Raw genomic sequence first — 26642 nt, 5'->3', positions numbered from 1 at the left:
CCGGCCTGTCGGGAGGGGCACCCGCGCCCCTGGGGGAGTTCAACGCGGTCGGTGTTGAGAGGAGACGTTCGTGGACTTTGGATTCGGCGACGATGACGAGACGTTCCGTACCGAAGTGCGGGAATGGCTTTCCGGCCATGTCGATGGCTCTCAGGACCGGCGTGCCTGGGAGCGGACACTAGGTAAGTCCGGGTGGGTCGGGCTCGGTTGGGGTGAGGCCGGGTACGGGAACCGGACTGCCACGCTCACGCAGCAGGTCGTCTGGGCGGAGGAGTACGCGCGGTCCGGGGCGCCCGCTCGGTCCGGGCACATCGGGGAGAAGCTGCTCGCGCCGACGCTTCTCGCGCACGGCAGCGACGAGCAGAAGGCCCGGTTCCTGCCTCCCGTCGCCGCCGGGGAGGAGCTGTGGTGCCAGGGGTACAGCGAACCCGGCGCCGGGTCCGATCTCGCCGGGGTGCGGACCAGGGCCGCGCGGGGCGGGGACGGCACGTACCGGATCACCGGGCAGAAGATCTGGACGTCCCTCGCCCACGAGGCGGACTGGTGTTTCGTCCTCGCCCGGACCGATCCGCAGTCCCGGCGGCATCACGGGCTGACCTTCCTGCTCGTGCCCATGGACCAGCCGGGGCGCATCGAGGTGCGGCCGATCCGGCAGCTGACCGGGACCAGTGAGTTCAACGAGGTCTTCTTCGACGGGGCGCACGCGCGCGCGGACCATGTCGTCGGAGGCGAGGGGAACGGCTGGCGGGTGGCGATGAGCCTGCTCGGGTTCGAGCGGGGAGTCTCCACGCTGGCCCAGCAGATCGGGTTCGCGCAGGAGTTGACCCAGGTGGTGCAGACCGCCGTACGTACCGGCGCGGTCGCCGATCCCGTCGTACGCGCTCTGCTCGTGCGGCAGTGGGCCGAGCTGCGGACCATGCGCTGGAACGCCCTGCGCACGCTCGGGGATTCGGGGGACGCCGGGGCCTCCAGTGTCGCCAAGCTGCTGTGGGCGGGCTGGCATCAGCGGCTCGGGGAGCTGGCGATGCTCGTGCGCGGGGCGCGGGCCACGGTCGGGCCCGGGGACTGGACCGCTTCCGCACCGTACGGACTCGACGCGCTCCAGCAGCTGTTCCTGTTCTCACGGGCCGACACCATCTACGGCGGCTCGGACCAGATCCAGCGCACCATCATCGCCGAGCGCGTGCTCGGTCTGCCCAGGGAACCCAAGGGGGTCGTGTGATGCGCGGCGTGCTGTTCGACGGGAGACAGGTCCAGGTCGTCGACGATCTGGAGGTGGGGGACCCGGGGCCGGGCGAGGTGCGGGTCGCGATCGCGGCGGCCGGGCTGTGCCACAGCGACCTGTCCGTCGTGGACGGGACCATTCCGTTCCCGGTCCCGGTGGTGCTGGGGCATGAGGGCGCGGGCGTGGTGGAGGCGGTGGGGGAGGGGGTCACGCATGTCGGGCCAGGTGACCACGTGGCGCTGTCCACCCTCGCCAACTGCGGTGCCTGCGCCGACTGCGACCGGGGGCGGCCGACCATGTGCCGCAAGGCCATCGGGCGGCCCCGGAGGCTGTTCTCACGGGGCGGCGAGCGGCTGTTCCAGTTCGCCTGCAACTCCGCCTTCGCGGAACGGACCGTGGTGAAGGCCGTGCAGGCGGTCCGGATCCCCGAGGAGCTCCCGCTGACGTCCGCCGCGCTCATCGGGTGCGGGGTGCTGACCGGCGTGGGGGCCGTGCTCAACCGGGCCCGGGTGGACCGGGGGGAAAGCGTGCTGGTGATCGGGACCGGGGGGATCGGGCTCAACGTGATCCAGGGGGCCCGGATCGCGGGGGCGTCACGGATCGTCGCCGTGGACGCCAACCCGGCGAAGGAGGCGGCGGCCCGGCAGTTCGGGGCGACGGACTTCCTGACCTCCACGGAGGGCGTGCGGGAGCTGCTGCCCACCGGGGCCGACCACGCCTTCGAGTGCGTGGGCCGCGTGGAGCTGATCCGCCAGGCGATCGACCTGCTCGACCGGCACGGCCAGGCCGTGCTGCTCGGGGTGCCTCCGTCGGGGGCCGAGGCCGCCTTCCTCGTCTCCTCCCTCTACCTGGACAAGTCGGTCCTGGGCTGCCGCTACGGCTCCTCCCGCCCGCAGCGCGACATCCCGCTCTACGCCGAGCTCTACCGGCAGGGCCGGCTGCTCCTCGACGAGCTGGTCACCGAGACCTACCCGATCGAGGACTTCGAGAAGGCCGTGGGCGACGCCGAGGCGGGGCGGGTGGCCCGGGGGGTGCTGACCTTCTAGCTGCTGAGGGCCCCGGCCCGGAACGTGCGCCGGTACGCGGTCGGGGTGACGCCGAGGGCCGCCTGAAGGTGCTGGCGCATCGACTGGGCGGTGCCGAAGCCCGCGTCCTGGGCGACCTGGTCGACGGAGAGGTCGGTGGACTCCAGGAGGTGCCGGGCCCGCTCCACTCGCTGCTGGGTGAGCCACTGGCCGGGGCTGACGCCGACCTCCTCGCGGAAGCGCCGGGTGAAGGTGCGCACCGACATCGCCTCCTGCTCGGCCATGTCCCGCAGCTGGATCGGCTCGTGCAGACGGCCCAGCGCCCAGGCCCGCGCCGAGGTCGTGGTCGACTGCTGCGGGTCGGGCACGGGCCGGTGGATGTACTGCGCCTGACCGCCGTCGCGGTGCGGCGGTACGACGGTGCGGCGGGCCACGTCGGTGGCGACCGCCGTGCCGTGGTCGCGGCGCACCATGTGCAGGCACAGGTCGATGCCGGCCGCGACGCCCGCGGAGGTCAGGACGTCCCCGTCGTCGATGAACAGGACGTCCGGGTCGACCCTGATCTGCGGGAAGAGCCGCTGGAGGCGGTCGGAGTCGGCCCAGTGCGTGGTGGCGGGGCGGCCGTCGAGGAAGCCGGCGGCGGCCAGGACGTAGACGCCGGTGCAGATCGAGGCGAGCCGGGTGCCGGGGCGGATGTGGGCGAGGGCGGCGGCCAGTTCGTCGGTCAGCCGGCCCTGCTCGAAGACCGGGCCCAGTTCGTACGACGCCGGGACGATCACGGTGTCCGCGGTGGCCAGGGCCTCCGGGCCGTGCTCGACCTGGACGGCGAAGTCGGCGTCGGTCTGCACCGGGCCCGGCGGGCGGATCGAGCAGGTGACGACGTCGTACAGCCGCCGCCCCTCGGTGTCCCTGGGGCGGCCGAAGATGCGGTGCGGGATGCCCAGCTCGAAGGGGAGCACTCCGTCCATGGCGAGGACGACGACGCGGTGCGGCTTCATGGCCCGATCCTAACGAATACTGTCCTTCGGGCCAATGGATCCGCCGGGCCGCGGGCCGCAAGCTCTATGTCGTGACCCAGACAACCGAAGCCGCAGCCGTCGAGGAAACCCGGTCCCCCGGGGGATCACGCATCCACCGCGCCTGGTTCGTCGCCGCCGTCACCTTCGTGACGATCATCGGCGCGGCCGCCTTCCGCTCCCTGCCCGGCCTGCTCATCGACCCCCTGCACGAGGACTTCGGCTGGTCGCGCGGCACCATCGGCGCGGCCGTCTCCGTCAACCTCGCGCTGTACGGCCTGACCGCGCCCTTCGCGGCGGCGCTGATGGACCGCTTCGGCATCCGGCGGGTCGTCGCGGTCGCCCTGACCGTCATCGCGGTCGGCTCGGGCCTGACCGTGTGGATGACGGCCGCCTGGCAGCTGATGCTCTACTGGGGCCTGCTCGTCGGCCTCGGCAGCGGCTCGATGGCGCTGGCCTTCGCCGCGACCGTCACCAACCGCTGGTTCACCGAGCGGCGCGGCCTGGTCACCGGCATCCTGACCGCCGCCTCCGCCTCCGGCCAGCTGATCTTCCTGCCGGTGCTGTCCTGGATGGTGGAGAAGCACGACTGGCGCCCGGCGGCGATCACGGTCGCGCTCGCCGCCCTCGCGGTGGTCCCCTTCGTCTGGCTGCTGCTGCGCGACCACCCGGCCGACGTGGGGCTGCGGCCCTACGGCGCCAAGGAGTTCGTGCCGAAGCCGGCGCCGGTCCAGGGCGCCGCGCGCAGGGCGGTCACGGTCCTGTTCAAGGCCGCCCGCACGGGCCCGTTCTGGCTGCTCGCCGGCACCTTCGCGATCTGCGGTGCCTCCACCAACGGCCTGGTCCAGACCCACTTCGTGCCCGCCGCCCACGACCACGGCATGCCGGTGACGGCCGCCGCCTCGCTGCTGGCGGTCATCGGCGTCTTCGACGTCGTCGGCACGGTGGCCTCCGGCTGGTTCACCGACCGCTTCGAGCCGCGCCGTCTGCTCGCCGTCTACTACGCCCTGCGCGGCATCTCGCTCCTGTTCCTGCCCATGCTCCTGGCCCCCTCGGTGCACCCGCCGATGCTCTTCTTCATCGTCTTCTACGGCCTCGACTGGGTCGCCACCGTCCCGCCCACCGTCGCCCTGTGCCGTGAGCAGTACGGCGACGACAGCGCCATCGTCTTCGGCTGGGTCCTCGCCTCCCACCAGGTCGGCGCGGCCCTGATCGCCTTCCTCGGCGGCGTGGCCCGGGACGTCTTCGGCACCTACGACATGGTCTGGTACGCGTCGGGAGCGCTGTGCGCGGCGGCGGCGCTGATGGCCCTGGTGATCCGGCGGCGGCCGGCCGCGGTGACCCTGGCGGCGACGGCCTAGAGGAACCGGCCCCGGTGGAACAGCAGCGGGGCCTCGCCCTCGCCGGTCCCCAGCTCCGCCACCCGCCCCACCACGATGAGGTGGTCCCCGCCGGTGTGCACCGCGTGGATCGTGCAGTCGATCCACGCGAGCGTGCCGGCGAGGCGCGGGGCGCCGGAGGCCGGGGCCGGGTCGTGGGCGACGCCCGCGAACTTGTCCGCGCCGCTCACCGCGAACGCCCTGCACAGCCCGCCCTGGTCCGCACTCAGCACGTTCACGCAGAAGACGCCCGCCCGGGCGATGCGCGGCCAGGTCGTCGACGCCCGGCCGACCATGAAGGCGACGAGCGGGGGGTCGAGGGAGAGGGAGGAGAAGGACTGGCAGGCGAAACCGGCGGGCGGCGTGCCGGGGGCCGTGATCACCGTGACCCCGGTCGCGAACTCGCCCAGCACCTGCCGGAACCCGGCCGGGTCGACCGGCGCCCGCTCGTCCTCGCGGACGCACCGGAGCTCGGGCCGGGGCAGCGCCTCGACGGGGCGGCCCTTGCCCGACCTGAGATAGCGGACGGCCGCCTCCGCCATTCCTGCTTGTCCCATCACATCCCCATTGAAGCTGACGGGTCGTCAGATGGGAAGGGGTGGAGGACCGCCCGCAAGGAGCATCTCAACGCCCTCGGTACACAGGGGCCCTGCGCTCCACGAAGCTCGCCACGCCCTCCTTCGCGTCCGTCGTCGTCATGTTGATCTCCTGAGCGGCGGCCTCCGCGGCGAAGGCGGTGGTGCGGTCGGAGTCCAGGGAGGCGTTCACGAGCTGCTTCGTCAGGGCGAGGGCGCGGGTCGGTCCGGTGGCGAGACGGGCCGCCCACTCGCGGGCCGTCTTCTCCAACTCGCCGTCCGGCAGCACCCGGTTGACCAGGCCCAGGCGCTCGGCGTCGGCGGCGCCGAGCGCGTCCCCGAAGAACATCAGCTCCTTGGCGCGCTGCGGGCCGAGGAGCCGGGTCAGCAGATACGCGCCGCCACCGTCCGGGACCAGGCCCCGGCGGACGAACACCTCGATGAACCGCGCCGACTCGGCGGCCAGAACCAGATCGCAGGCGAGGGCGAGATGCGCGCCGAGGCCGGCCGCGGTGCCGTTGACCGCCGCGATCACCGGCTTCTCGCAGTCGAGGACGGCGGCGATCAGGCGCTGGGCGCCGAGGCGGATCGTGCGGGCGACGTCACCGGGAGCCGTGGCCCCGGGCGCGCCCCGCAGGTCCGCCCCCGCGCAGAAGCCGCGTCCCGCACCGGTGAGGACCACCGCCCGTACGTCCGGATCGGCCGACGCGCTCGTCAGCAGCTCGATGAGCAGGTCCCGCCCCCCGGGTGCGAGGGCGTTGAGGACCTCGGGCCTGTTGAGGGTGAGGTACGCGACCTGGCCGTCGACGGTACGGGTCACCTCGCTCACCGGCACACCACCAACGCGTCCAGCGCCACCGCCCCCTGCCCCCGGGGCAGCACCATCAGCGGGTTGATGTCCAGCTCCGCGACCTCGTCCCCGAGTTCCACCACCATCCGCTGCACGCGGAGCACGACTTCCACGAGCGCGTCGAGATCCGCGGGGGGCCGTCCCCGGACCCCGTCCAGGAGCGCCCGCCCGCGCAGATCCTCCAGCATGTCCCGGGCCTGCTCCTCACCGAAGGGCGGCACGCGTACGGCCGTGTCCCGCAGCACCTCGACCAGCACCCCGCCGAGTCCGACCGTCACGGTGGGCCCGAACAGTTCGTCGTGCGCGGCCCCCACGACCATCTCCACGCCCCGCTCGACCATCTGGCAGACCAGGACGCCGTCCAGGGACACGTCCTCGTAGCGGGCGATGTCGGTCAGCTCGCGGTAGGCGTCACGGACCTGGCTCGCGGAGGTCAGGCCGATCTTCACCAGGCCGAGCTCGGTCTTGTGGGCGATCCTCGCGCCGGAGGCCTTCATCACGACCGGATAGCCCACCAGGCCCGCCGCCCGGACGGCCGCCGCGGCGCTGGTCACCAACTGCTCGCGCGGCACCCGGATCCCGTAGGCCCGCAGCAACTGCTTCGCCGCGTGCTCGCTCAGCTGCTGGCCCGGACGCATCAGGGCCTGCGCCTTGCGGAAGGACGGCGAGGGGGAGCGGGGCGCCTCGTCGAAGGGGGAGCGGTAGCCGGTGACGAAACGGTGGTGGTCGAGCCAGGCGCGCACGGCGGTGATGCAGTTGCCGACCGTGCGGAAGGTGGCCACCCGGGAGGAGCCGAGCAGGACCTCGCGGTAGGCCGGTTCGGTGCCGACGGGCGATCCCCACACCACGCACACCAGCTTGTCGGTCTCCTCGGCCGCCTCCACCAGGTCCCGCACCAGCCGGTCGCTCAGCGGCGGGAACGGCCCGGTCACCGGGCAGATCAGCACCCCCACCGAGGGGTCGGCGAGGATCGCGTCGATGATCTTCCGGCCGCGCCAGTCGCCGACCGGGTGCCCGCCGTTGTCCACGGGGTTGGCCACGCTCAGGAACTCCGGTATCCACTGGTGCAGTTCGGCCTGCTTGGCCTCGGAGAGGGCGGGCAGCCGCAGTCCCGCCTCGGTCGCCAGGTCGGCGAAGTGGGCGCCGGTCCCGCCCGAGATCGAGTAGACGACCACCCCCTCCGCCCGCGGTGGCCTCGCGCGGGCCAACAGGGCCGCGGTGTCCTGGAGTTCGTCGAGTCCGTCGACGCGGATCACGCCGTACTGCCGCATCGCCGCGTCCACCACCGTGTCCGCGCCGGTGAGCTTGCCGGTGTGGGAGGCGGCCGTGCGGGCGCCGGTCTCGGTGCGGCCGACCTTGACCGCGACGACCGGCACCTTGCGGCGGGCGGCCCGGTCGGCGGCGAGCAGGAAGGAGCGGCCGTCCTTGAGGCCCTCCAGGTAGCAGGCGATGGCACCGACCTCGGGGCGCTCGGCGAACCAGGAGAGGAAGTCCGCGGTCTCCAGATCGGCCTCGTTGCCGGTGGGGGCCCAGTGGGTGAGGCGGATGCCGAGTTCCTGGAGGGCGAAGACCGGGCGGCCCTGGTGGCCGGACTGGGTGATGAGGGCGATGCCCGGCCCGTCCAGATCCTCACGGAAGGACGAGAAGGCGTTCAGGTTGGTGTTGGGCCCCAGCAGCCGCATTCCGGACTCCGCCACCGCGGCCGCGAGACGCTCCTGGGCCGCGGCCCCCTCCTCGCCGGTCTCCGCGAAACCGGAGGCGAAGACGACCGCGAACTTCACCTTGGCCTCGGCCAGTTCGCCGATCAGCGGGAGCGGGTCGGCGACCAGCAGGACGGCGAGATCGACCTGCTCGGGCAGCTCGGCCACGGACGGCACGCAGGGGATGCCGAAGACGGCCTCGCGGGTCGGGTGCACCGGGTGCAGCCGGGCGCCCACCCGGTCCGCCCAGTCGATCAGCTGCCGGGTGACACCGGTGTTCGGGCGGCCCTCGGTGTCCGAGGCGCCGATCACGGCGACCGACTCCGGCCGGAAGAAACGGTCCAGATCGGGGACGTCGGCGTACAGCGGCCGGCCGCCGACGTCGAGATCGTCGACCTCGGCGGGCCGGCCGTGGACGGCGGGCCCGGGTTGCTCGCCGCACGCGATGACCCGGGCCCGGCGGGAGTCGGTGGTGAGGGTGCCGTGGGTTGATCCAAGCATCGGTCCGCCCGCTCCTGTGTGACAGCACTCATAACTGACGCTCTGTCAGATTACAGAACTGACGTAGTGTCAGGAATGGTCGTGCACCGCAAAACGAACGGACCGACGGGCACGGGCCTACAGCACCGCCAGCACCTCCTTCGCCACCCGCTCGCCCGAGCGCACCGCGCCGTCCATGAAGCCCATCCAGTGGACCGACGTCTCCGTCCCGGCCCAGTGGATGCCGCCGACGGGGGCGCGCAGGGCGGGGCCGTACTGGGTGAGCACCCCGGGCGCTCCGATGGAGACCGGGCCGCCGCGGGTCCAGGCCTCGTTGTTCCAGCGTTGCAGGACGAAGGAGGTGGGGGAGGCCGCTTTCGGGCCGAAGTACGTCACGTAGTCCTTGAGGACGGCCGCCTTCACCTCCGCCTCGCTCGCCGCGTCGTACTTGCGGGCCTCGTCGGCCTCGATGAAGCCCATCAGGGCGCCGTAGGAGGCGTCGGGCGGGGAGTTGTCGAAGGTCGAGCTGACCACGCCGGTGTCGGAGACGACCTGGCCGTTGAGACCGTCGGCCCGCCAGAAGGGCGTGTCGTAGATCGCGATCGCCTTGCCGACCGAGGCCATCGGCAGGCGCTGGGTGAGCTGGTCGCGGGCGGCGGGCAGCAGCGGGTCGTAGGTGATGCGGGCCGCGAGCGGCGGGGGTACGGCGACCACGACCCGCTTGGCCGTGACGGTGACGCCGTCGGCCGTGACGACGTACTTCGCGCCGGACCTGGCGATCGTGCGCACCGGGGCGTTCAGCACCACCCGGTCGCCCAGGGTGGCCGCGAGCTTGATCGGGACCAGCTGGGAGCCGCCGACGAAACGCAGTTCCTGGGCGCCGCCCGCGGTCTCGGTGAGGCGTTCCAGGGTGCCGGGAGTGGACTCGTTGCCGGCGGCCGCGATGTAGAAGAGCACGAACAGCAGCGACAGTTCGCGGGGCTCGGCCGAGAAGATCGACGTGCAGGCCACGTCCAGGAGGAACTTGGCCGACGGGATCACGGCGTTGGCGCGCAGCCAGGTCTCGAAGGTCTGCCGGTCCCACTCCTCGGCCTTGGCCGCGGTCCAGGGGGCGTCCACCGGGACCTGCTTGGCCATGTCGTCGAGGGAGGCCTGCACGATCGCCGCGTTGGCGAGTCCCGCCGCGTCGATCGGCGGGACCGAACCGAGGAGGCCGTCGGTGGCGTACGGAGTCTTCTTGCCGTCCTTGTAGAGCAGGTTGTTGCCGGTGTTGTAGGTGGCGAAGGTCCCCACTCCGAGCGAGTCGGCGAGCGCCTTGATGCGGTCCTGGGTGGGGCCGATGAACTCGCCGCCGCCCTCGGTGACCCCGCCGTTCGCCAGTTTCAGGTTGACGACCCGGCCGCCGACGCGGTCACGGGCCTCCAGGACGGCGACCGTCCTTCCGCCCGCGACCAGGTCACGGGCGGCGGTGAGCCCGGCGAGACCGCCGCCGACGATCGCGACGTCCACGTCTCGGGTGGCGGCCGAGGCGGGCGAGGCGGCGGTGCCGGTGAGGGTCACGGCCCCCGCCGCGGCGGCGGCACCGCCGAGCAGGGAGCGCCGGGAGAGCGAGGGGAGCGGGGGAAGCGGGGGGAGCTGTCTTTCGCGTGCCACGTGCGTCCTCCGTAGTGGAGAGAGTGTGGAGCTAGAACATGAGAGTTGTTCACATTCTGGCCCTGTACGAGGGCACACGACAACGCTCCTGTCACATCTCTCGCAGATGTAACAGGAGCGCTGGTGAAGCGAGTTGAGGCGTTCTGTGTCAGACGGGGAGCCGGGAGAGCCGGCCCGTGCCGTGCTTCTCCACCGCCTTCGCGATCTTCTCCGCGTCGATCGCCACCTCGCGGAAGGTGCCGCTGATGGGGGTGACGTAACCGCTGAAGTAGAGGCCGGGGGCGTTCTCGGGGCAACGGGCGCCGTTGACGACCGGGCCGCCGTGTGCGTCCAGGACGTCGAGGTGGCCGACCAGGTCCTCCAGCGAGCGGGCGTACCCCGTGGCCGCGATCACCGCGTCCGGGGTGACGCGGGTGCCGTCGGTGAGCAGGACCTCGCTGCCCTCGAAGCCCTCGACGGCGGCCACCACCTCGACCCGGCCCGCGCGGATCGCGTCGATGAGGCCGACGTCCTGGACGGGGATCGCGCCCTCCTTGACCCGGCTGTAGAGGCCGGTGTCCGGGCGGGGCAGACCGTGCGCGGACAGGTCGGGCACGCTGAGCCTGGCCAGCGGCCGGGCCAGCCGGTCCACGAGGCCGACCGGCAGGCGCCGTACGAGAACGCCCGTGTACTGGGCGGCCCAGCCGGCCGTGGAGCGGCGGACGATGTGCGGAGGGGTGCGCACGGACAGCCGTACCCGCGAGGCGCCGCCCTCGACCAGGTCCACGGCGATCTCGGCGCCGGTGTTGCCGACCCCTACGACCAGGACGTCACGGCCCGCGTAGGGCGCCGGGTTGCGGTACTCGCCGGCGTGCAGGAGCTCACCCTTGTACTCCTCGCGGCCCGGCCAGTCCGGCAGCAGCGGGGTGTGGTTCCAGCCGGTGGCCACGACCACGGCGGCGCCGGTCAGTTCGCGACCGCCGGTGGCGTGCAGCAGCCAGCCGGTGCCGTCGGGGGTGCGCTCGACGCGCGAGACCTCGACCCCGGTGACGGTCTCCAGCTCGTGGAACTCGGCGTACTTCTCCAGGTAGCGCACCACGTCGTCGCGGGCGACCCAGCGGCCGAAGCGGCGGGGCATCGGCAGTCCTGGCAGGGCGGAGAGGCGGCGGGTGGTGTGCAGGTGCAGCCGGTCGTAGTGGCGCCGCCAGGACGCGCCGACCTGCTCGGACTTCTCCAGGACGACCGCGCGCACACCCCGGGCCCGCAGCGCGTACGCGACGGAGAGGCCCGCCGGGCCGCCGCCGATGACGTACACGGGGCGATCGGGCTGCTCGGGGCGGTCTGCGGGTACGGAGTCGGCCATGAGCGCGAGCGTAATCAGACAGCGCGTTGATGGGTCTCGGTCAAGACGGGAATTGGTTGCGGATCGATCACGACTGTAGGAGGGGCGGGTGGGGCCTGTGGCGTAGGTCACCTGGTTGTGCGGAAACCGAAAAGGCCACGGCGCCGGATCCGCTGCTGCGGACCTCGACGCCGTGGTGTGCGGCGGCCGGAAACTGACGGGAAACCGGGGCCGCGTCGGTGGGGGCTGCTCGGACGGGGGCTACTCGGCCTTCGTGCTCCTGGTGCCCTTCTTGGCCTTCCGGTAGCCCGTGACCTCGGCGATCCAGGTGATGAAGTCGCCCGGGTCGGTGTTGGCGCCGTGGCCCTGGTCCCAGTAGTAGAGGTGGTTCACCTCGTCGCCGAGGTTCTCGGCGCGGGCGGCGAGGTTGGCGGAGATGACGTGCGAGGTGTCGGTGTCGTTGCTGCCGAGGCGGATCCACCAGTGCCTGGAACGCTTCCCGTTGACCTTCTCCACGAGGTGGTACATCGGGTTCATCAGGTTCAGCAGCTCGGGGATGTCGTTCTCGACGCGCTTGGTGGACAGGCCCGTGGTGTCGTTCCTTGCGCCGTACGCGGTGAAGTGGCGGTTGGCGGTCGTGGTCGAGCCGAACTCGTTGTTCTCGCCCGCGGACAGGTCGAAGGCGTCGAAGGCCGGCACGGTCTTCTTGCGGGCGCCGACGTGGGTGAGGTAGTCGGCCCAGGTGAAGGATGCCTTCTCGCCGTCCCAGCCGATGAAGGTGTTCTTGGCGAGGTAGGTCTCCCGCTCGGAGTCCGACAGGGCCGCGAGATAGGTGGTGGCCGAGGGCTCCATGTACTGCTTGAGCAGGTACTCGTCGTAGTTCCGGGCGGTGAGGGTGCCGAAGCCGGAGCCCTTGAGGCCGCGCAGCCGCAACTTCGCCTGGTACTCGGCGAACTGCGACCGGAGTTCCTTGGAGACCGTCTGGTCGACCTGCTTGCCGGTGCTGAGGGCGTTGGTGCCCCAGTTCCACTCGTAGGCACCGTCGGCGTGCTCCAGGTCGGTGATCGGGCACCAGGCGCCCACCGCGAAGATCGCGTCGGAGGCGTCGGCCGCGCCGATCTCCTTCAGGTACGTGTCGTAGATCGGGCTGTCGCCGGAGGCGCCGAGCAGAGCGGACACCGCGCCGCCCGCGCTGGTGCCGGCGGAGACGATCCGGTCGACGTCACCGGGGATGCGGCCCTTGTTGGACCGTACGTACCGGACGGCCGCCTTGAGGTCGACGATCACGGCGGGGGCGCTGCCGTAGTACTGGCCCGCGGAGTTCTTGAGGCCGCGGCCGCGGGCGCCGGGCTCGACGACGACGTAGCCGGCGGCCAGGGCGAGGAGCTGGTTGCTGGAGAGGGCACCGCCGGTGGCGTTGGTGTTCCCGTTGGCGCCGGGTGCCGTGGCACCGGCCGAGGAGCTCGCTGAGGCGCTCGCGGTGGGCGCCCCGCTCGGCGCGCCGCCGCCCGTACCGCCCCCCATGCCGCCTGCGCCGATCCCGGTGGCGTCCGCCACGGAGGACGGCATGTAGCCGCCCACGGAGTTCGCGAACAGGATGGGGGCGTTGCTCGCGTCGACGGCGGTGCCGTCGATCTCGACCGGGACGCTGACGTTCAGCGACTGGTAGGTCGCGTCGACCGGCTTGGCGACGTAGGTGATCGCCTTCCAGAAGTGGTAGGTGACCGCGTGCTCCGTGCCCTCGGTGTCGGTGACGGTCGTCGTCAGCTTCGTGTAGGCCTCGGGGTCGAAGACGAGGCCGTCGTCGCCGCTTCCGGTCGAGCTGTCGGTCGACGCACTGGCGTTCATGGCCACGCCTCCGATGGCCGCGACTCCAGCCGTCGCACCGAGTCCGATGACGACGTTCCTGCGCTTGATTGCCCTGTGCTTCACGGTTGGCTCCCTAGGCGGTGTGGCTGGCGGGAACGAACGTAGCCGTATCTTCGACAAAATTGCCAACAATCCCGGGTATTCACGGGGGACCCACAGCTTCTCAGTCGGCGCACAGGGTTCTCTCATGGATCCTCGCCGGGAGCGGGGCTCGCGGTCTTCCCGCTCTCGCCGATCTGACGTACCGTCAGATTTTATGGACACGATCTGGCTGACCGGCGCGCAATGGCTGGCCGTCCTGCGCATAGGCCTCGGGTTGTGGTGGCTGGAGAGCTGGCGGCACAAGGACAAGAAGACGTGGTTCGAGGGCGGCGGCATCACCTGGGCCGCGGACATCGCCGCCAAGCACCGCTGGACCCCGGTCCGCAGCGGGTTCGACGTGGTGGTCGCGCCCCGCCCGAAGACGATGGCGTACGTCGTCGCCTACGCCGAACTCGCCCTGGGCGCGGGACTGGTGCTCGGTCTCCTCACCCCGCTGGCCCTGGTCGGCGGTCTGCTCCTGAACGTCCTCTACTTCACCCTGATGATCCACGACTGGGCCGAGCAGGGGCAGAACTCGATGATGGCCCTCATCTCGGTGGTGGCCCTGTTCGCGATGTCCTGGCAGACGTGGTCGCTCGACGCCGCGCTGGGCTGGTTCTGATGGGCGCGCGGTACGACCTGCCGGAGACGGACGCCTTCACCCGGACCTGGTGGGACGCGGCGGCGCGCGGCGTGCTGCTGCTCAGGCGGTGCGGGGACTGCCGCCAAGTCCACCATTACCCGCGGGAGTTCTGCCCGCACTGCTGGAGCGAGGACGTCTCCTGGCACACGGCGACCGGCCGGGCCACCCTCCACACCTGGTCCGTCGTCCACCGCAACGACCTGCCGCCCTTCAAGGACCGCACCCCCTACGTCGCCGCCGTCGTCGACCTCGCGGAGGGCCCCCGGATGATGACGGAGGTCGTCGACTGCGCACACGGGGACCTGCGGGCGGGGCTGGAGCTGATGGCGGTGTTCCCGGAGGGAGTGCCCAAGTTCCGGCCGGCGGAATGAGCGGCGGTGCGGGCCCGTGGGGGGCTTGGCGACCTGGTGGCAGTGTTCCGGGCCGGGGTGCGGAAGTGCCGGGCTGCTCTTGGCGGCCGTGCCGTCGCTCGACCGCGTGCGTGGGACCTACGGTCTGGGCGGGACCCGGCGCGGTGTCCTCGCTCCGCGTGCGGAGGTGGCGGGCTGTTCGGCTGTCGGACGGGCCGGTCGGGTCTTGTCGTCGGTCTGGTGTGTGGGGCGTCGGGGTGAGTGGTTGCTTTTGGCGGCCGTGCCGTCGCTCGACCGCGTGCGTGGGACCTACGGTCTGGGCGGGACCCGGCGCGGTGTCCTCGCTCCGCGTGCGGAGGTGGCGGGCTGTTCGGCTGTCGGACGGGCCGGTCGGGTCTTGTCGTCGGTCTGGTGTGGGCCGTCGGGGTGAGTGGTTGCTTCTGCCGGGCGTGCTGAGGCCCGGCTGTGGGCGAGATCGCGCACGTGGCCGGGCAGCTGGACGGTCTCGGTGACGTGGAGGTGCTCCAGGGCACGGGCGGGCGGAGGGCGACCGGGCTTCGTTGCGCATCTGGCCTGTTCGGCCGGCGTGACGAGGCGTCGTCCGTCCTTCAGGGGTCGCGCCCCGCGTCGGCGCCGGACCCGGTGTTCGCGGATTCTGTGCCGGGATTCCGGTCCGTGGGGGTGTTCGAGCGGCTTGAATGAGATCGTGGCCGAAGCCGACGCTCATCACCTCGTACCCCGTCCCTTCCCGGAGCTGTGCGGCCACGGTCTGCGCCTGCGGTCGTGGGACCCGGATGCCGACGCGGACGCGCAGGCGTGGCTGCGAGGTGTGACCGATCCGGAGTTCGTCCGCTGGAACACCCCGCTCACCCTGATCGACGACCTCGCCGGCGCCCGTGAGTCGCTGCGCCGCAAGGCCGACATGGCGGCGGACGGCACGAGCGCGTCGTACCGGATCACCGACGAGTCGAGCGGTACGACCCTGGGCCACATCGGCGTCAACGTCATCAACCACGTCTTCCGCACCGCCCGCGTCGGCTACTGGGTCCTGCCCGAGGCCCGCGGCCGGGGCGTCGCCACCCGCGCCCTGCTCCTCGCCGCCCACTGGGCCCACACCGAACTCGGCCTGCACCGACTGGAGTTGGACCACGCCCTCGGTCACGTAACGTCCTGTCACGTCGCCGAGCGGTGCGGATTCCGCTACGAGGGGACGCTGCGCGGGGCGACGTTCGAAGCGGGGCGGCACGACGCGTTCCGGGACATGCACCTGCACGCGCGGCTGGCGACGGACCCCGAGCCGTCGTAATTCGGAGGCGTCCGGCACGGTCGCGCAGGATCATGAGACATGCGCCCCACAGCCTGGCACGCCACCGACGACCTCGACGCGTTCCTCGTCCGCGCCGGCGACTTCCTGCGCTCGCGCCCGGACCTGCACACCGTCCCGCTCACCGTGACCGAGGTGCTGCGCACCCGAGGACCGCACGCGTACGGGAGCGGGGTCCCCGTCCTCGGACTGCTGGAGGAGGGCGGAAGCGTACGCGCGACCTACTTCCGGACCCCGCCGCACCGGCTGTTCCTCACGCCGCTGACCGCCGAACGGGCCGACTCCCTGGCCGCCCACTTGCAGTCCCTGGGCCAGCCCGTCCCCGGGGTGAGCGCCGACGCGGGGACGGCCGCCGCCTTCGCCGAGGCCTGGCGGCGGCGCACCGGGGCCACCCCCGTGCCGTACCGGCGGCAGCGGCTGTACCGGCTCGGCACGCTCACCGCCCCGCGGCCCCTGCCGGAGGGACGGGCGCGAATCGCCGGGCACGGCGACCGCGACCTGCTGGTGCGCTGGTTCGGCGAGTTCGGCAGGGCCGTCGGCGAGAGCGGGGGCACGCCCCCCGAGTCCTGGGCCGACGCCCGCCTCGCCTACGGCGGCGTCACCCTCTGGGAGTCCTCCGACGGCACGCCCCTCGCGATGGCCGGCCTCACCCCGCCGGTCGCCGGCCAGATCCGGGTGGCACCCGTCTACACCCCGGCCCCGCTGCGCGGTCGCGGCTACGCCGGTGCCGTCACCGCCGAGGTCAGCCGACTCGCCCGCGAGCGGGGCGCCGACGAGGTGCTGCTCTTCACCGACCTGGCCAACCCCACGAGCAACGGCCTCTACCAGCGCCTCGGTTACCGGCCGGTGGCGGACTTCACGGTGTACGACTTTCAGGGCCAGAGCAGTTCCTGAGCCCAACCGCCTTCCGTGCGCCGGTAACTGAGCCGTACGTGCCGCCTGCGCTCGTCCCCCTGGAAGAACTCCACCTCCTCGGGGGCGAGCCGGTACAGCGTCCAGGACGGGACGGGCGCCTCGGGTTCCTCCTGCGCCCGCCGCCACGCCTCCTCGGAGACCCGCGCCAGCTCGTCGAGCGAGCCGAGCACCTCGCTCTGCCGGCCGGTGAGCGCGGCGGCCAGCGCGCCGGTGGAGCGGGCGTGCAGATCCGCCGCCGCCTCCGCGGAAGGCGCGGCCGTCACCGGCCCCCGCACCCGCACCTGGCGGCCGAGGACCGGCCAGTAGAAGCCGAGGGCGGCGTACGGCCGTACCGCCAGGTGCCCGCCCTTGCGGCTGTGGGAGTGGCTCGCGAAGGCCCAGCCGTCCGCGTCGGCCCCGTGCAGCATCACGGTCCGCACGTCCGGGCGGCCCTCCGCGTCAGCAGTCGCCAGGGACATGGTGTGCGGCTCGGTCTGCCCGGCGGCCACCGCCTCCGCGAACCAGGCGGTGAACAGCTCCAGCGGGGTCGCGGGCGCGGCGGCGGGGTCGAAGGAGGACAGCGAGGTGACCGCCGGGTCCCACACCCGCAGTGATCTGAGCAGCTCGTGAAGATCCGTTGCCATGCCTCAGACGGTACCGAGGTCGGACGTCACCCACCGCTCGGGCCGCATCCGGATGATCACCTGCTCGCCGTGGTTCTTCGCGGCGAACTCCACGTACCCGTCGACCTTCTCGGCCGGCAGATAGCGGGCGGACATCTCCTGGAGGTGGGCGAGGGTGCCCGGCTGCGTGTCGAGCACCGGACCCTCCACGGACACGTACCGGATGGTCGGCTCGATCCGGTCGACCAGCAGGGAGAAGCGGCCGGCGGCCCGGATCAGCTCGTGCTTGCGGGAACCGGCGCCGGTCAGGATCCACAGGTCGCCGCCCGGTTCGTACTGGTACCAGATCGGCACGGTGAGCGGCCCGCGCCCCTCTCCCGCGTCGACCGCCAGCGCGGCGACATGCGGCTCGGCCAGGAACTGTTCACGTTGCTCGCGAGTCAGGGCCATACCGTGCAGGGTACTCGGACCGTCACCGGGCCCGGGGGAGTGGATGTGACGCATTCATCGCCTGTCCCGCACGGCAGTTGGCGCCGGGGTGCCCTGGGCCTGTCGCGCACCGCCGACGGCAGGTGGCCGGGCCTAACGCCCCAGGACCACCGTCCCCGACGAGCAGAACCAGCCCCCCGTCCCGGACGCCACCGCCAGGTGCGGCGCCGAGCCGTCCCGGCGGGTGACCTGGCGTGCGCCCGCCTCGCCGCGCAACTGCCGTACGGCCTCCACCAGCAGGAACAGCCCCCGCATGCCGGGGTGTTGGGCCGACAGGCCGCCGCCGTCCGTGTTCACCGGCAGCTCACCGCCCTCGACCGTCAGCCGCCCCTTCTCCACGAACGCCCCGCCCTCGCCCTTCCCGCAGAAGCCGAGGTCCTCCAGCGTCACCAGCGTCATGTAGGTGAACGCGTCGTAGATCTCCGCGAGTTCGATCTCCTCGGGGCGCACCCCGGCCCGTTCGAAGGCCAGCCGTCCGCTCACCGCCGCCGGGGACACCGTGAAGTCGGGCCACTCGGACATGCTGACGTGCGAGACGTACTCGCCGGTGCCGAGCACCCAGACGGGAGCGGTACGGCAGTCCCGTACGTACTCCTCGGCCGTGAGCAGCACCGCCGCGCCGCCGTCGGAGCGGATGCAGCAGTGCAGCTTGGTGAAGGGGTCCGCGATCATCGGTCCCGACAGGACGTCGTCGACGGTGATCGGGTCGCGGAACATCGCCTCGGGGTTGAGTGCCGCGTTGGCCCGCGCCTGCACCGCGACCTGCGCCAACTGCTCGACGGTCGTGCCGTGTTCGATCATGTGGCGGCGGGCCGCCATCGCGTACTTGGCGATCAGGGTGTGACCGTAGGGCACCTCGAACTGGAGGGGGCCGCGGGCGCCGAAGGAGAGGGTGCCGGTGCGGCGGCCCGCCTTGACGTCGGCGCGGGCCGTGGAGCCGTAGACCAGCAGGACGGCGTTCGCGTGTCCGGCGGCGATCGCGTCGGCCGCGTGGGCCGCCATGACCTCCCAGGTGGAGCCGCCGACCGAGGTGGAGTCGACCCAGGTGGGGCGCAGGCCCAGGTACTCGGCGACCTCCGCGGGAGCCAGGGTGCCGGTGCCGGCGGAGGCCAGGCCGTCGACCAGCGCGCGGTCCAGGCCCGCGTCGGCCAGGGCGCGGCGGGCGGCCTGGGCGTGCAGGGCGTAGGGGGTCGTGCCGTCCACGCGGCCGCAGTCGGCCAGGGCCACGCCGGTGATCGCGACTTTCCGGCTGCCGGGGGGCATGAGGGCCTCCTGCCTCTGGGCATCTGGTGCGGGCGCTCCTAATATGACGGACCGTCAGATCGGGAGGGAAGAGGAAGAGCCATGGACGCTCGCTTCACCGCCGAACAGGACCAGATCCGGAGTGCGTTGCGGGACCTGCTGCGGAGGCGGTGCGGGCCCGCGGAGTCGAGGAGCGCGGCCGACACCCCTGCCGGGTACGACCCGGCCCTGTGGACGGCCCTCGCCGAACAGCTGGGGCTGCCGGGGCTGGCCCTTCCCGAGGAGTACGGCGGCGTCGGCTGCTCGGTCACCGAACTGGCCCTGGCCTGCGAGGAGACGGGCCGGGTGCTGGCGGCCACCCCCCTGCTGAGCACGGCGGTCCTGGTGGCCCCGCTGGTCCTGGCCCTGGGCACGGACGCCCAGCGCACGGATCTGCTGCCGCGCCTGGCCTCGGGCTCCCTGACAGCAGCCCTGGCCGCACCACCGGCCACCGCCCTCGCCCTGACCGCCGACAACACGGGCGACTGGTCCGGCGGCGGCCGCGCGGGCGGCGTCCAGGCCCGCCGGGTCCCGGACACGACCTCCGGCCCACCCCCGTCGACCCCTCCTCCGACACGACACACGACCGAGCCCCGGGCAGCCGCCGCCCCGGGAGGTTCGGAGGCCGCTGCTGCGGGGCGTTCGGCCGCGGCGGGAGTGGGATCCCCGGCGGGCGCCGCGGCTGGGGGGCCGGGGGCCGCCCCAGGGGGGAGCTCGGTCGTACCTGCGGCGGAGTCGTCAGGGATCACGCCCCCGGCAGGCACCGCCCCAGGGGGGTCGGGGGCGGTCACCGTGGGGCGTTCAGCCTCGGCGGGATCCCCGGTGGACGCCGCGCCGGAGGGGTCGGGAAGCGCCGCGGCGGAGCCGTCAGGGGTCGCGCCCGGGGCAGGCGCCGCCCGCGCGGGACGGCCGAGCCTTCCCGTGGCGGGGCACCACATGATCGCGCCCCGGGCAGGTGCCGCCCCGGTCGGCCGGATGACCGTGCCCCCTGCGGAGCAGTCGGCGGAGCCGTCGGCACACCTGGCCGGGCGATCCAGCCCCGCCCCGCCTCCCCGCGGCAGCGGCTGGCGGCTCTACGGGCAGGTCGATCAAGTCCTCGACGGGCACAGCGCCGACGTCCTTCTCGTCGCCGCGCACGCCGGGGGGTTCGCCCGTTCTCGTACCCTGCTCTTCGTCGTCCGGGGGGACGCACCCGGACTCGTCCGCACCCGGCAGACCGCGCTGGACGCCACGCGCCCGCAGGCCCCGTGTCCAACTCCGGGACGTCGAAGCCGAACTGCTCGGGGCCGACGACGGAGGCGACGTGCTCGGGGCCCTGGCGCGGACCGGGGACACCGCCGCCGCCGTCCTCGCCTGTGAAGCCGTGGGGGCGGCCGACCGGGTGCTGGAGATGACCGTGGAGCACGTCGGGCAGCGCGAGCAGTTCGGACGGGCGATCGGGTCGTTCCAGGCGGTCAAGCACCGGCTCGCCGATGTGTACGTACAGCTCCAAGCCGCCCGTTCCGCGGCCTACTTCGCCGCCTGGGCCGCCGTGCACGAAGGGCAGCGGGCCGGCGGGCTCGCCCTCGCCCAGGCACTGGAAGCGCTGCGGACGGCCGCCGCCGAGGGGATCCAGCTGCACGGCGGCATCGGGTTCACCTGGGAGCACGAGGCGCAGCGGTACTTCAAGCGCGCCACTTCCGACGAACTGCTCTTCGGGCCGGCGCACCGGCTGCGGGCGCACGCCGCCGACGCGGCGCGCCTGTTCACGCGGGCGGAGGTGACGGTGTGATCGGGGCGAGGGTGGTGCAGAAGGTGTCGTCCACGCGTGGCTTCGCCAAGGTCGCGCCCCATGTGATCCCGGCCCTGGACCGGGCCGTGCACCGGCTGACCCGGGGGCGGGTCCTGCTCAGCGCCCGGATGCTGCCGGGGGTCGTCCTGACCTCGACGGGGGCGAAGAGCGGGCTGCCCCGGCGGACCCCGCTCGCCTGCATGCCCGAGGAGCCCGGCCGCACCTGGATCCTCGTCGGCTCCAACTTCGGCCGCGACGCCCACCCCGCCTGGACCGCCAACCTCCTCGCCCACCCCGACGCCGAGGTCAGCTGGAAGGGCGAGGACGTCCCGGTCACGGCGACGCTGCTGACGGGGGAGGAGCGGGCGGCCGTATGGAAGACCGCGCTGGCGTTCTGGCCGCCGTACGCCACCTACCAGGCGCGCATCGAGCGGGAGATCCGGCTCTTCAGGATCACGCGGCGATGATCCCCCGGGCGCACGACGGGCGGCCGTCCACCCGTGTGGCCGGCCGCCCGTCAGACAGGACTCGAAACAGGGACGCTACTTCGTCGGCTTCTTGCCCGTCACGCCCAGGTGCACCAACAGTGCCAGATTCGGCTTGAGTTCGGCCTGCTTGACGCCCCAGGTCTGGAAGCCCTTCTGGTGCGAGGCCACCGCCGCGAGCATCGCGACGAGGGAACCCGCGATCGCGGCCGGGTTGACGTCCTTGTCGACCTTGCCCTTGGCCTGGAGCTCGGCGACCGCGTCCGCGAGGGAGTTGTTCACCGAGTTGAGGATCTTCATGCGGATCTTGTAGAAGCGCTTGTCGCCCTCGGCGGCCCCGAGGTCGACCACGCGCAGGATCGCGTCGTTCTTGCGCCAGAACTCCAGGAAACCGTCCACGAGTTCCTGCGCGGTCTGCCAGCCCGCCTTGCCCACCCACGACCGCCCGTCGAGCAACTGCGTCAACTGGCCGCCCTCGGTGGCCATTTGCTCGGCGATCTCCAGGACGGCGCCCTCGACGTCCGGGAAGTACTGGTAGAAGGTCGCGGGCGAAGTGCCCGCCTTCCGGGCGACATCGATGACTTTGACGTCCCGGTAGGGGGAGGAGCTGAGCATCTCGCTGAGGCAGTCGAGCAGCTTCTGCCGGGTCGCCTGCCCACGCCGGCCGGCCACACGGCCGTCGACGGTACGCACTTGTCCTGTCATGCCGTCAGCTTACCGAGGGGTGATCGGAGCGCGATTCGGCCGACTGCAAATGGGGTGCACGGGGTGCGGGAGACGGGTGTGCCTGGTCCTGCGGGGTGCGTGCGTCGCCGTTACTTTGACGGTATGGCCGAAAACAGGGCATCCGCAGACGGAACGGGATACGGCGAGGGCGTCCCCTGCTGGGTGGACGCGCAGCTGCCCGACGTGGCCGCCGGGAAGCGGTTCTACGGTGAACTCTTCGGGTGGACCTTCGAGGACCGGCCGGACGCCCCCGGCGGTGCCGTGTGGGCCCTCCGCCAGGGCGAGCCGGTCGCGGCCCTCGCCCACAAGACGGACGGCCGGATGCCCACCGTGTGGACGGTCTACTTCGCCACCCCGGACATCGAGGGCCTGGCCGACCGGATCTGGGCGGCCGGCGGACAGGTCGTCACCGCACCCGTGCCGGTCGGCGATCTGGGCATGTCCGCGCTGGTCACCGACCCGGAGGGGGCCGTCTTCGGTCTCTGGGAGCCGGGCAGCCATCCCGGCTTCGGCGTCCGGCACGAGCCCGGCGCCTTCGCCTGGGCCGAGCTGTACGCGCGCGACACCGAGGCCGCCAACACCTTCTACGGCGGGCTCTTCCACGACGCCCTCTTCGGGCCCGGGGCCCACCCCGACTTCGGCCGCGCCCCCGTCGCCGACGTCTTCCCCGCCGAGATGCCGCCCCACTTCCTCGTGCACTTCGGGGTCGAGGACTGCGAGCGGGTGCTCGGGACGGTCAGCCGGCTCGGCGGACGGGTCCAGGCGCCGCCATTCGAGACGTCGTACGGAAAAGTGGCCGTCGTCACCGACAATCAGGGGGCGTCGTTCGCCGTTCTGGAGCGATCGGAGCGCTCGGAGCGGTAGAAAATGCCGCTTTGCGGTATGACACCCTGTTTGACCCCGGGTTCGCCACCAGGCCTCCGGCCAGGAAGAATCAGGGTTGCGTGCCGCCATGGCGGTGCGGTGGTGAGACGCTGCACGGGGTCGCGTACATATGTGGGTGGCGCGGCTTGTACGGGGAGGTGGCAGGCAGAGTGGTGGATCAGCTGACGCAGCACGATCCGCGCAGGATCGGGCCGTTCGAGGTGCTGGGACGGCTGGGTGCCGGCGGCATGGGGCTGGTCTATCTCGCGCGCTCGGCGTCGGGCCGGCGCGTGGCGATCAAGACGGTCCGTACGGAGCTCGCCGAGGACCAGCTCTTCCGCGTGCGCTTCACCCGCGAGGTGGAGGCGGCCCGGGCGGTCTCCGGCTTCTACACGGCGGCCGTGGTCGACGCCGACCCGCGCGCGGCCGTGCCGTGGCTGGCCACCGCGTACGTCCCGGCGCCCTCCCTCGAGGAGATAGTGAACGAGTGCGGGCCGCTGCCGGCCCAGGCGGTGCGCTGGCTCGCGGCGGGCGTCGCCGAGGCCCTCCAGTCCATCCACGGCGCCGGTCTCGTCCACCGCGACCTCAAGCCCTCCAACGTCCTGGTGGTCGAGGACGGCCCCCGGGTGATCGACTTCGGCATCGCGTCCGGCGTCTCGAACACCCGTTTGACGATGACGAACGTCGCCGTCGGCACCCCCGCCTACATGTCCCCCGAGCAGGCCAAGGACTCCCGCAGCGTCACCGGCGCCAGCGACGTCTTCTCGCTCGGCTCCATGCTGGTCTTCGCCGCCACCGGCCACCCGCCCTTCCACGGCGCCAACCCGGTCGAGACGGTGTTCATGCTGCTGCGGGAGGGTCCCGACCTCGAAGGCCTCCCGGACGAGCTGCGCCCGCTCATCGAGTCCTGCATGCAGATGGAGGCCACCGGGCGCCCCAACCCGGCCGACCTCCAGGCCCAGCTCGCACCCCACCTCTTCGGCTCCGGCTCCGACGACAGCGGCACGGCCTCGGCGTGGCTGCCCGAGAAGGCCGTCGCCCTGATCGAGTCGCGGCGCGGCGGGCGTCCGGCGCCCACCCAGGCCGGCGGTGCCCGCAGCGGAGGCGGCCGCCCGGCCGTACCGCCGCCGCCCGCCTACGACCCGCCGCGGCCCGCCCCGGTCCCCGTGGGCGCCCCCGACACCGGTCCGGTGCGCCTCGCCGGCGCCCAGGTGCCCATCGGGCCCGGACCGCGCGTCGCCGATGCCCGGGCCGCCGCCGTGAAGGCGCCCCCGCCGGAGGCCGGCCTGGTCGCCTCCTGGTCCCGGCCACGCCCCGGCGTCAACGGCACCGACGCCGCCGTGGGCCCGGCCGTACCGGCGCCCCCGCCCGCGCAGCCGGAGTCCGCGGCCGGCTGGCGGCCCTGGCGGTTCCGCATGTCGAACGACGTGTGGGGCACCCCGTCCGTCGCCGGAGACCTCGTCTACGTCACCTCCTTCGAGGTGCACGCCCTGGATGTCGCGACCGGCCGCCGCCGCTTCAAGACGCGGGACGTCGCCTGGTCGATGGCGGTCGCGGACGGCCGTATCCACGCCTCCGACGGACCCACCCTGTTCGCCCTCGACGCCCGCGAGGGCGCCGACCAGTGGCGGCTGAACACCGACGCCTGGGTGTACTCGCTCAAGGCCGAGCGCGGCACCGTCATCACCGGCACGCGCGGCGGCGGCGTCCAGGCGTGGGAGGCCGCCACCGGGCAGAAGCTCTGGGAGATCGCCGGCTGCCAGACCGACTTCGAGTCGCCCGAGGCCGGACCCGCGCTCCACGAGGGCACGGTCTACGTCTGGCAGGAGGGCCGCCTGCGGGCCCTGGACGCCCGCACCGGCGAGGAGCGCTGGGCGTTCCCCATCGGAGACGCGGCCTCCTGCGGCGGGGTGCCGGTCCGGGTGGCCCAGGCCCACGACGGGTCCGTGTACGTCTCGGCCGGGACGCGTGTCATGGCCCTGGACGTGGCGAGCGGACGGGTGCGCTGGCACTTCGAGGCCCCGGCGGTCTTCCTGTGCCCGCCGACCTTCGTGCCCGGGGCCGCCGTGACGGGCGGCGGGGTGTACCTCGCCGACTACCTCGGCACGGTGTACGCCCTCGACGCGACCGACGGCCGTGACCGCTGGCGCATTGCCACCGAGGCCCGGGCGTCGGTCGAGCCGGTGCTGGTGGCCGGGGGCCATGTCCACGTGGGCAGCGGCAAGGGCCTGTACACGCTGGACGCCGTCACCGGCACGCCGAAGTGGCGCTTCCAGGCCGGCGGGGACATCGTGGGCTCGCCCGCGGTCGCCGAGGGCCGGATCCACTTCGGCTCCACCGACCACCTGCTCTACACCCTGAAGGCCGACGACGGCCGCCTGCGCTGGAAGCTCGCCACCGGCGGGGAGATCACCGGCTCGCCGGTGGTCAAGGACGGCGTGGTGTACGCGTGCAGCAAGGACCGGTGCGTGTACGCGCTGGACGCGGAGAAGGGGACGGGGACGGCCAGAGCCACCTGAGTCCGGCTGTCGGTGGCCCCCGTTAGGGTGATCCCATGCATTCACGGGGGCGGGTTCTCAGGTTCACGGCGGTCATGGCGACGGTGGTCCTCGCGCTGACGGGCTTCTCCAGCGGCCACAAGAGCAGCGGGCGGCACAGGAGCAGTCACAGCGACAGTGACAGCGGCGGGGGGTGCAGCAGCTCCAGTCAGGACCACGACAGCTACAGCACCAGCGGGGGCAGCGGCGGCGGTTCGTCCAGCCGCACCAAGGTGCTGACGGACGGTTCGGCGCGGCTGGTGAGCTGTGCGACGAGAACCGATCCGTACTCGACGGCCGAGGTCACCAACCCGAACAGCCGCGAGGGCAGGTTCCGGGCGTCCATCTCCTTCGACGACGAGGAGGGGCACCTGCTGTCGGTCGAATACCCGGAGGTCACGGTGCCCGCCAAGGGCACAGCGACCGTCCGGGTGAAGGCGAGCGCCGCCCTCCTCGAGCACCTCGACCACTGCCAGGTCGAACCCGAAGCCGACCTGGTGCCCTGACCGTCAGTCCCGCAGACCCGTCAGGAACTCCAGCAGTGCCGTGTTCACCTCGTTCGGGCGCTCCTGCTGGGTCCAGTGGCCGCAGCCGGGGAGCACGATCGGGTCGCGGACCAGGTTGGGCATCAGTTCGGGGAGCTTCTCGATGAGTTCCGGTGTTCCGGGGAACGCAGGGACCAGGTCCTTGTCGCCGTACAGGTAGAGGGCCGGCGGGGTGACCCGGGCACCGTGCCAGGGGGCCGTCAGTTCCCAGTTGCGGTCCAGGTTGCGGTACCAGTTGAGGGCGCCGGTGAAGCCCTTGGCGTAGCTGTCGGCGAGTTCGTCGAGGTCGGCCTCGGTGAGCCAGGCCGGGAGCGTCTCGGGGTCGGGCATGTCCGCGAGCCAGCCGCGGTCCGGGTCGCTCACCAGGGCCTGCTCGTAGCGCCCGGCGCCCTCCCCGTCGCCCGAGGCGCCGACCAGCAGCCGGCGCAGGGCGGAGCGGGGGTCCGCGCCGAACTCGGCGTCGGCGACCCCGGGCAGATTGAAGTAGTTCCAGTAGAAGTGGCCGCCGAACCGTTCCTGCATGGTCTGGAGCGGCGGTCGCTCGCCCCGGAACGGCGGCGGCACGCTCAGCCCCGCCACGCCGCGCACCACGTCGGGCCGCAGCAGCGCGGTGTGCCAGGCGACGGGGGCTCCCCAGTCGTGGCCGACGACGAACGCCGTCTCCTCGCCCAGCGCGTGCACCAGCCCGACGACGTCCCCGACGAGGTGGAGGATGCTGTACGCCGCCACGTCCTCGGGGCGGTCGCTGTCGCCGTACCCGCGCTGGTCCGGCGCGACCACCCGGAACCCGGCCGCGGCCAGCGGGCCGAACTGGTGGCGCCAGGAGTGCCAGGACTCCGGGAAGCCGTGCAGCAGCACGACGAGGGGACCCTCGCCCTCCTCCGCGATGTGCAGCCGTATGCCGTTCACCTCGACCATGCGATGTTCCACCATGCG

Annotated in this window: 25 protein-coding genes; 13 read left to right on the top strand and 12 right to left on the bottom strand. The window is 72.7% G+C overall.

The genetic code is table 11. From position 1 onward, the window contains the following. Window positions 1–70 precede the first annotated feature (70 nt). The gene (locus M2163_RS23185; protein ID WP_280850898.1) at window positions 71–1222 is read left to right on the top strand and encodes an acyl-CoA dehydrogenase family protein; all 1152 of its coding nucleotides are present in this window, start codon (window positions 71–73) and stop codon (window positions 1220–1222) included. Beyond that, window positions 1222–2271, top strand: coding sequence for a Zn-dependent alcohol dehydrogenase (locus M2163_RS23180; RefSeq protein ID WP_280850899.1), 1050 nt, complete (start codon window positions 1222–1224; stop codon window positions 2269–2271). The genes M2163_RS23185 and M2163_RS23180 overlap by 1 nt, the downstream gene beginning before the upstream one ends. On the opposite strand, the gene M2163_RS23175 is transcribed toward M2163_RS23180, so the two are convergent. Beyond that, window positions 2268–3248, bottom strand: coding sequence for a helix-turn-helix domain-containing protein (locus tag M2163_RS23175; RefSeq protein WP_280850900.1), 981 nt, complete (start codon window positions 3246–3248; stop codon window positions 2268–2270). The genes M2163_RS23180 and M2163_RS23175 overlap by 4 nt on opposite strands. Window positions 3249–3319: 71 nt before the next feature. Between M2163_RS23175 and M2163_RS23170 the strand changes: the two genes are divergently transcribed. Further along, window positions 3320–4627: an MFS transporter gene (locus tag M2163_RS23170; protein ID WP_280850901.1), complete on the top strand. Its 1308-nt coding sequence runs from the start codon at window positions 3320–3322 to the stop codon at window positions 4625–4627. On the opposite strand, the gene M2163_RS23165 is transcribed toward M2163_RS23170, so the two are convergent. The 6 genes from M2163_RS23165 to M2163_RS23140 form a co-directional block, all read right to left on the bottom strand. Beyond that, the gene (locus tag M2163_RS23165) at window positions 4624–5202 is read right to left on the bottom strand and encodes a flavin reductase family protein (RefSeq protein ID WP_280894910.1); all 579 of its coding nucleotides are present in this window, start codon (window positions 5200–5202) and stop codon (window positions 4624–4626) included. The two genes, M2163_RS23170 and M2163_RS23165, sit on opposite strands and share 4 nt — an antisense overlap. A gap of 67 nt (window positions 5203–5269) precedes the next feature. Continuing rightward, window positions 5270–6055 carry an enoyl-CoA hydratase-related protein gene (locus M2163_RS23160; RefSeq protein ID WP_280894909.1) on the bottom strand — a complete coding sequence of 262 codons (786 nt, stop codon included), beginning with the start codon at window positions 6053–6055 and terminating at the stop codon, window positions 5270–5272. Beyond that, window positions 6046–8271 carry an acetate--CoA ligase family protein gene (locus M2163_RS23155; RefSeq protein WP_280894908.1) on the bottom strand — a complete coding sequence of 742 codons (2226 nt, stop codon included), beginning with the start codon at window positions 8269–8271 and terminating at the stop codon, window positions 6046–6048. Before M2163_RS23155 ends, M2163_RS23160 begins: the two co-directional genes overlap by 10 nt. Before the next feature lie 117 nt (window positions 8272–8388). Further along, window positions 8389–9903, bottom strand: a complete 1515-nt coding sequence (locus tag M2163_RS23150) for an FAD-dependent oxidoreductase (protein ID WP_280894907.1) — start codon at window positions 9901–9903, stop codon at window positions 8389–8391. Between the two features lie 148 nt (window positions 9904–10051). Next, window positions 10052–11245, bottom strand: a complete 1194-nt coding sequence (locus M2163_RS23145; protein ID WP_280894906.1) for an NAD(P)/FAD-dependent oxidoreductase — start codon at window positions 11243–11245, stop codon at window positions 10052–10054. Window positions 11246–11485: 240 nt separating this feature from the next. Further along, window positions 11486–13120 carry a subtype B tannase gene (locus M2163_RS23140; protein ID WP_280897298.1) on the bottom strand — a complete coding sequence of 545 codons (1635 nt, stop codon included), beginning with the start codon at window positions 13118–13120 and terminating at the stop codon, window positions 11486–11488. A gap of 229 nt (window positions 13121–13349) precedes the next feature. Here M2163_RS23140 and M2163_RS23135 point away from each other — a divergent pair, with 229 nt between their 5' ends. The 4 genes from M2163_RS23135 (at window position 13350) to M2163_RS23120 (ending at window position 16385) form a co-directional block, all read left to right on the top strand. Beyond that, window positions 13350–13796, top strand: a complete 447-nt coding sequence (locus tag M2163_RS23135; RefSeq protein WP_280850907.1) for a DoxX family membrane protein — start codon at window positions 13350–13352, stop codon at window positions 13794–13796. After that, window positions 13796–14188 carry an OB-fold domain-containing protein gene (locus tag M2163_RS23130; protein WP_280850908.1) on the top strand — a complete coding sequence of 131 codons (393 nt, stop codon included), beginning with the start codon at window positions 13796–13798 and terminating at the stop codon, window positions 14186–14188. Before M2163_RS23135 ends, M2163_RS23130 begins: the two co-directional genes overlap by 1 nt. Window positions 14189–14873: 685 nt before the next feature. Continuing rightward, window positions 14874–15473: a GNAT family N-acetyltransferase gene (locus tag M2163_RS23125; protein ID WP_280850909.1), complete on the top strand. Its 600-nt coding sequence runs from the start codon at window positions 14874–14876 to the stop codon at window positions 15471–15473. Between the two features lie 39 nt (window positions 15474–15512). Continuing rightward, entirely contained in the window at window positions 15513–16385 is an 873-nt protein-coding gene (locus tag M2163_RS23120; protein ID WP_280894905.1) for a GNAT family N-acetyltransferase, read from the top strand. Here M2163_RS23120 and M2163_RS23115 read toward each other — a convergent pair. From M2163_RS23115 to M2163_RS23105, 3 genes are all read right to left on the bottom strand, one after another. After that, window positions 16364–17029, bottom strand: a complete 666-nt coding sequence (locus M2163_RS23115; protein WP_280894904.1) for a pyridoxal 5'-phosphate synthase — start codon at window positions 17027–17029, stop codon at window positions 16364–16366. The two genes, M2163_RS23120 and M2163_RS23115, sit on opposite strands and share 22 nt — an antisense overlap. 3 nt (window positions 17030–17032) lie before the next feature. Beyond that, window positions 17033–17458: a pyridoxamine 5'-phosphate oxidase family protein gene (locus M2163_RS23110; RefSeq protein WP_280850912.1), complete on the bottom strand. Its 426-nt coding sequence runs from the start codon at window positions 17456–17458 to the stop codon at window positions 17033–17035. Window positions 17459–17590: 132 nt separating this feature from the next. Then, window positions 17591–18760 carry an acetyl-CoA acetyltransferase gene (locus M2163_RS23105; protein WP_280894903.1) on the bottom strand — a complete coding sequence of 390 codons (1170 nt, stop codon included), beginning with the start codon at window positions 18758–18760 and terminating at the stop codon, window positions 17591–17593. An 81-nt stretch (window positions 18761–18841) separates the two neighbouring features. On the opposite strand from M2163_RS23105, the gene M2163_RS23100 reads away from it, so the two are divergent. From M2163_RS23100 to M2163_RS23090, 3 genes are read left to right on the top strand one after another with little or no spacing between them, the layout of a single operon-like run. Beyond that, window positions 18842–20137, top strand: coding sequence for an acyl-CoA dehydrogenase family protein (locus tag M2163_RS23100; RefSeq protein ID WP_280894902.1), 1296 nt, complete (start codon window positions 18842–18844; stop codon window positions 20135–20137). Beyond that, the gene (locus tag M2163_RS23095) at window positions 20082–20549 is read left to right on the top strand and encodes an acyl-CoA dehydrogenase family protein (protein ID WP_280894901.1); all 468 of its coding nucleotides are present in this window, start codon (window positions 20082–20084) and stop codon (window positions 20547–20549) included. The genes M2163_RS23100 and M2163_RS23095 overlap by 56 nt, the downstream gene beginning before the upstream one ends. After that, window positions 20546–21016 carry a nitroreductase family deazaflavin-dependent oxidoreductase gene (locus M2163_RS23090; protein ID WP_280850914.1) on the top strand — a complete coding sequence of 157 codons (471 nt, stop codon included), beginning with the start codon at window positions 20546–20548 and terminating at the stop codon, window positions 21014–21016. The genes M2163_RS23095 and M2163_RS23090 overlap by 4 nt, the downstream gene beginning before the upstream one ends. 75 nt (window positions 21017–21091) lie before the next feature. On the opposite strand, the gene M2163_RS23085 is transcribed toward M2163_RS23090, so the two are convergent. Continuing rightward, window positions 21092–21727 carry a TetR family transcriptional regulator gene (locus M2163_RS23085; protein ID WP_280854172.1) on the bottom strand — a complete coding sequence of 212 codons (636 nt, stop codon included), beginning with the start codon at window positions 21725–21727 and terminating at the stop codon, window positions 21092–21094. 135 nt (window positions 21728–21862) lie between these two features. On the opposite strand from M2163_RS23085, the gene M2163_RS23080 reads away from it, so the two are divergent. From M2163_RS23080 to M2163_RS23070, 3 genes are all read left to right on the top strand, one after another. Next, on the top strand, window positions 21863–22624 hold the full coding sequence (locus M2163_RS23080) for a VOC family protein (protein ID WP_280850915.1): 762 nt from the start codon (window positions 21863–21865) through the stop codon (window positions 22622–22624). Window positions 22625–22794: 170 nt separating this feature from the next. Next, window positions 22795–25143 (top strand): PQQ-binding-like beta-propeller repeat protein, encoded by a 2349-nt coding sequence (locus M2163_RS23075; protein WP_280850916.1) that lies wholly within the window; start codon window positions 22795–22797, stop codon window positions 25141–25143. 74 nt (window positions 25144–25217) lie between these two features. Next, window positions 25218–25667, top strand: coding sequence for a hypothetical protein (locus M2163_RS23070; RefSeq protein WP_348541379.1), 450 nt, complete (start codon window positions 25218–25220; stop codon window positions 25665–25667). 3 nt (window positions 25668–25670) lie between these two features. On the opposite strand, the gene M2163_RS23065 is transcribed toward M2163_RS23070, so the two are convergent. After that, entirely contained in the window at window positions 25671–26639 is a 969-nt protein-coding gene (locus M2163_RS23065) for an alpha/beta hydrolase (RefSeq protein ID WP_280894899.1), read from the bottom strand. Between the last annotated feature and the right edge of the window lie 3 nt (window positions 26640–26642).

The organism is Streptomyces sp. SAI-135, from assembly GCF_029893805.1.
Lineage (GTDB): Bacteria > Actinomycetota > Actinomycetes > Streptomycetales > Streptomycetaceae > Streptomyces.
The sequence above is the reverse complement of the archived record's forward strand: the minus strand, read 5'-3'. Positions and strand labels throughout refer to the sequence as shown.

Coding starts and splice junctions, on each gene's coding strand:
- M2163_RS23180 (WP_280850899.1), top strand. CDS start 1,222: ATGCGCGGCGTGCTGTTCGACGGGAGACAGGTCCAGGTCGTCGACGAT.
- M2163_RS23175 (WP_280850900.1), bottom strand. CDS start 3,248: ATGAAGCCGCACCGCGTCGTCGTCCTCGCCATGGACGGAGTGCTCCCC.
- M2163_RS23165 (WP_280894910.1), bottom strand. CDS start 5,202: ATGGGACAAGCAGGAATGGCGGAGGCGGCCGTCCGCTATCTCAGGTCG.
- M2163_RS23155 (WP_280894908.1), bottom strand. CDS start 8,271: ATGCTTGGATCAACCCACGGCACCCTCACCACCGACTCCCGCCGGGCC.
- M2163_RS23145 (WP_280894906.1), bottom strand. CDS start 11,245: ATGGCCGACTCCGTACCCGCAGACCGCCCCGAGCAGCCCGATCGCCCC.
- M2163_RS23135 (WP_280850907.1), top strand. CDS start 13,350: ATGGACACGATCTGGCTGACCGGCGCGCAATGGCTGGCCGTCCTGCGC.
- M2163_RS23130 (WP_280850908.1), top strand. CDS start 13,796: ATGGGCGCGCGGTACGACCTGCCGGAGACGGACGCCTTCACCCGGACC.
- M2163_RS23120 (WP_280894905.1), top strand. CDS start 15,513: ATGCGCCCCACAGCCTGGCACGCCACCGACGACCTCGACGCGTTCCTC.
- M2163_RS23115 (WP_280894904.1), bottom strand. CDS start 17,029: ATGGCAACGGATCTTCACGAGCTGCTCAGATCACTGCGGGTGTGGGAC.
- M2163_RS23110 (WP_280850912.1), bottom strand. CDS start 17,458: ATGGCCCTGACTCGCGAGCAACGTGAACAGTTCCTGGCCGAGCCGCAT.
- M2163_RS23105 (WP_280894903.1), bottom strand. CDS start 18,760: ATGCCCCCCGGCAGCCGGAAAGTCGCGATCACCGGCGTGGCCCTGGCC.
- M2163_RS23100 (WP_280894902.1), top strand. CDS start 18,842: ATGGACGCTCGCTTCACCGCCGAACAGGACCAGATCCGGAGTGCGTTG.
- M2163_RS23080 (WP_280850915.1), top strand. CDS start 21,863: ATGGCCGAAAACAGGGCATCCGCAGACGGAACGGGATACGGCGAGGGC.
- M2163_RS23070 (WP_348541379.1), top strand. CDS start 25,218: ATGGCGACGGTGGTCCTCGCGCTGACGGGCTTCTCCAGCGGCCACAAG.
- M2163_RS23065 (WP_280894899.1), bottom strand. CDS start 26,639: ATGGTGGAACATCGCATGGTCGAGGTGAACGGCATACGGCTGCACATC.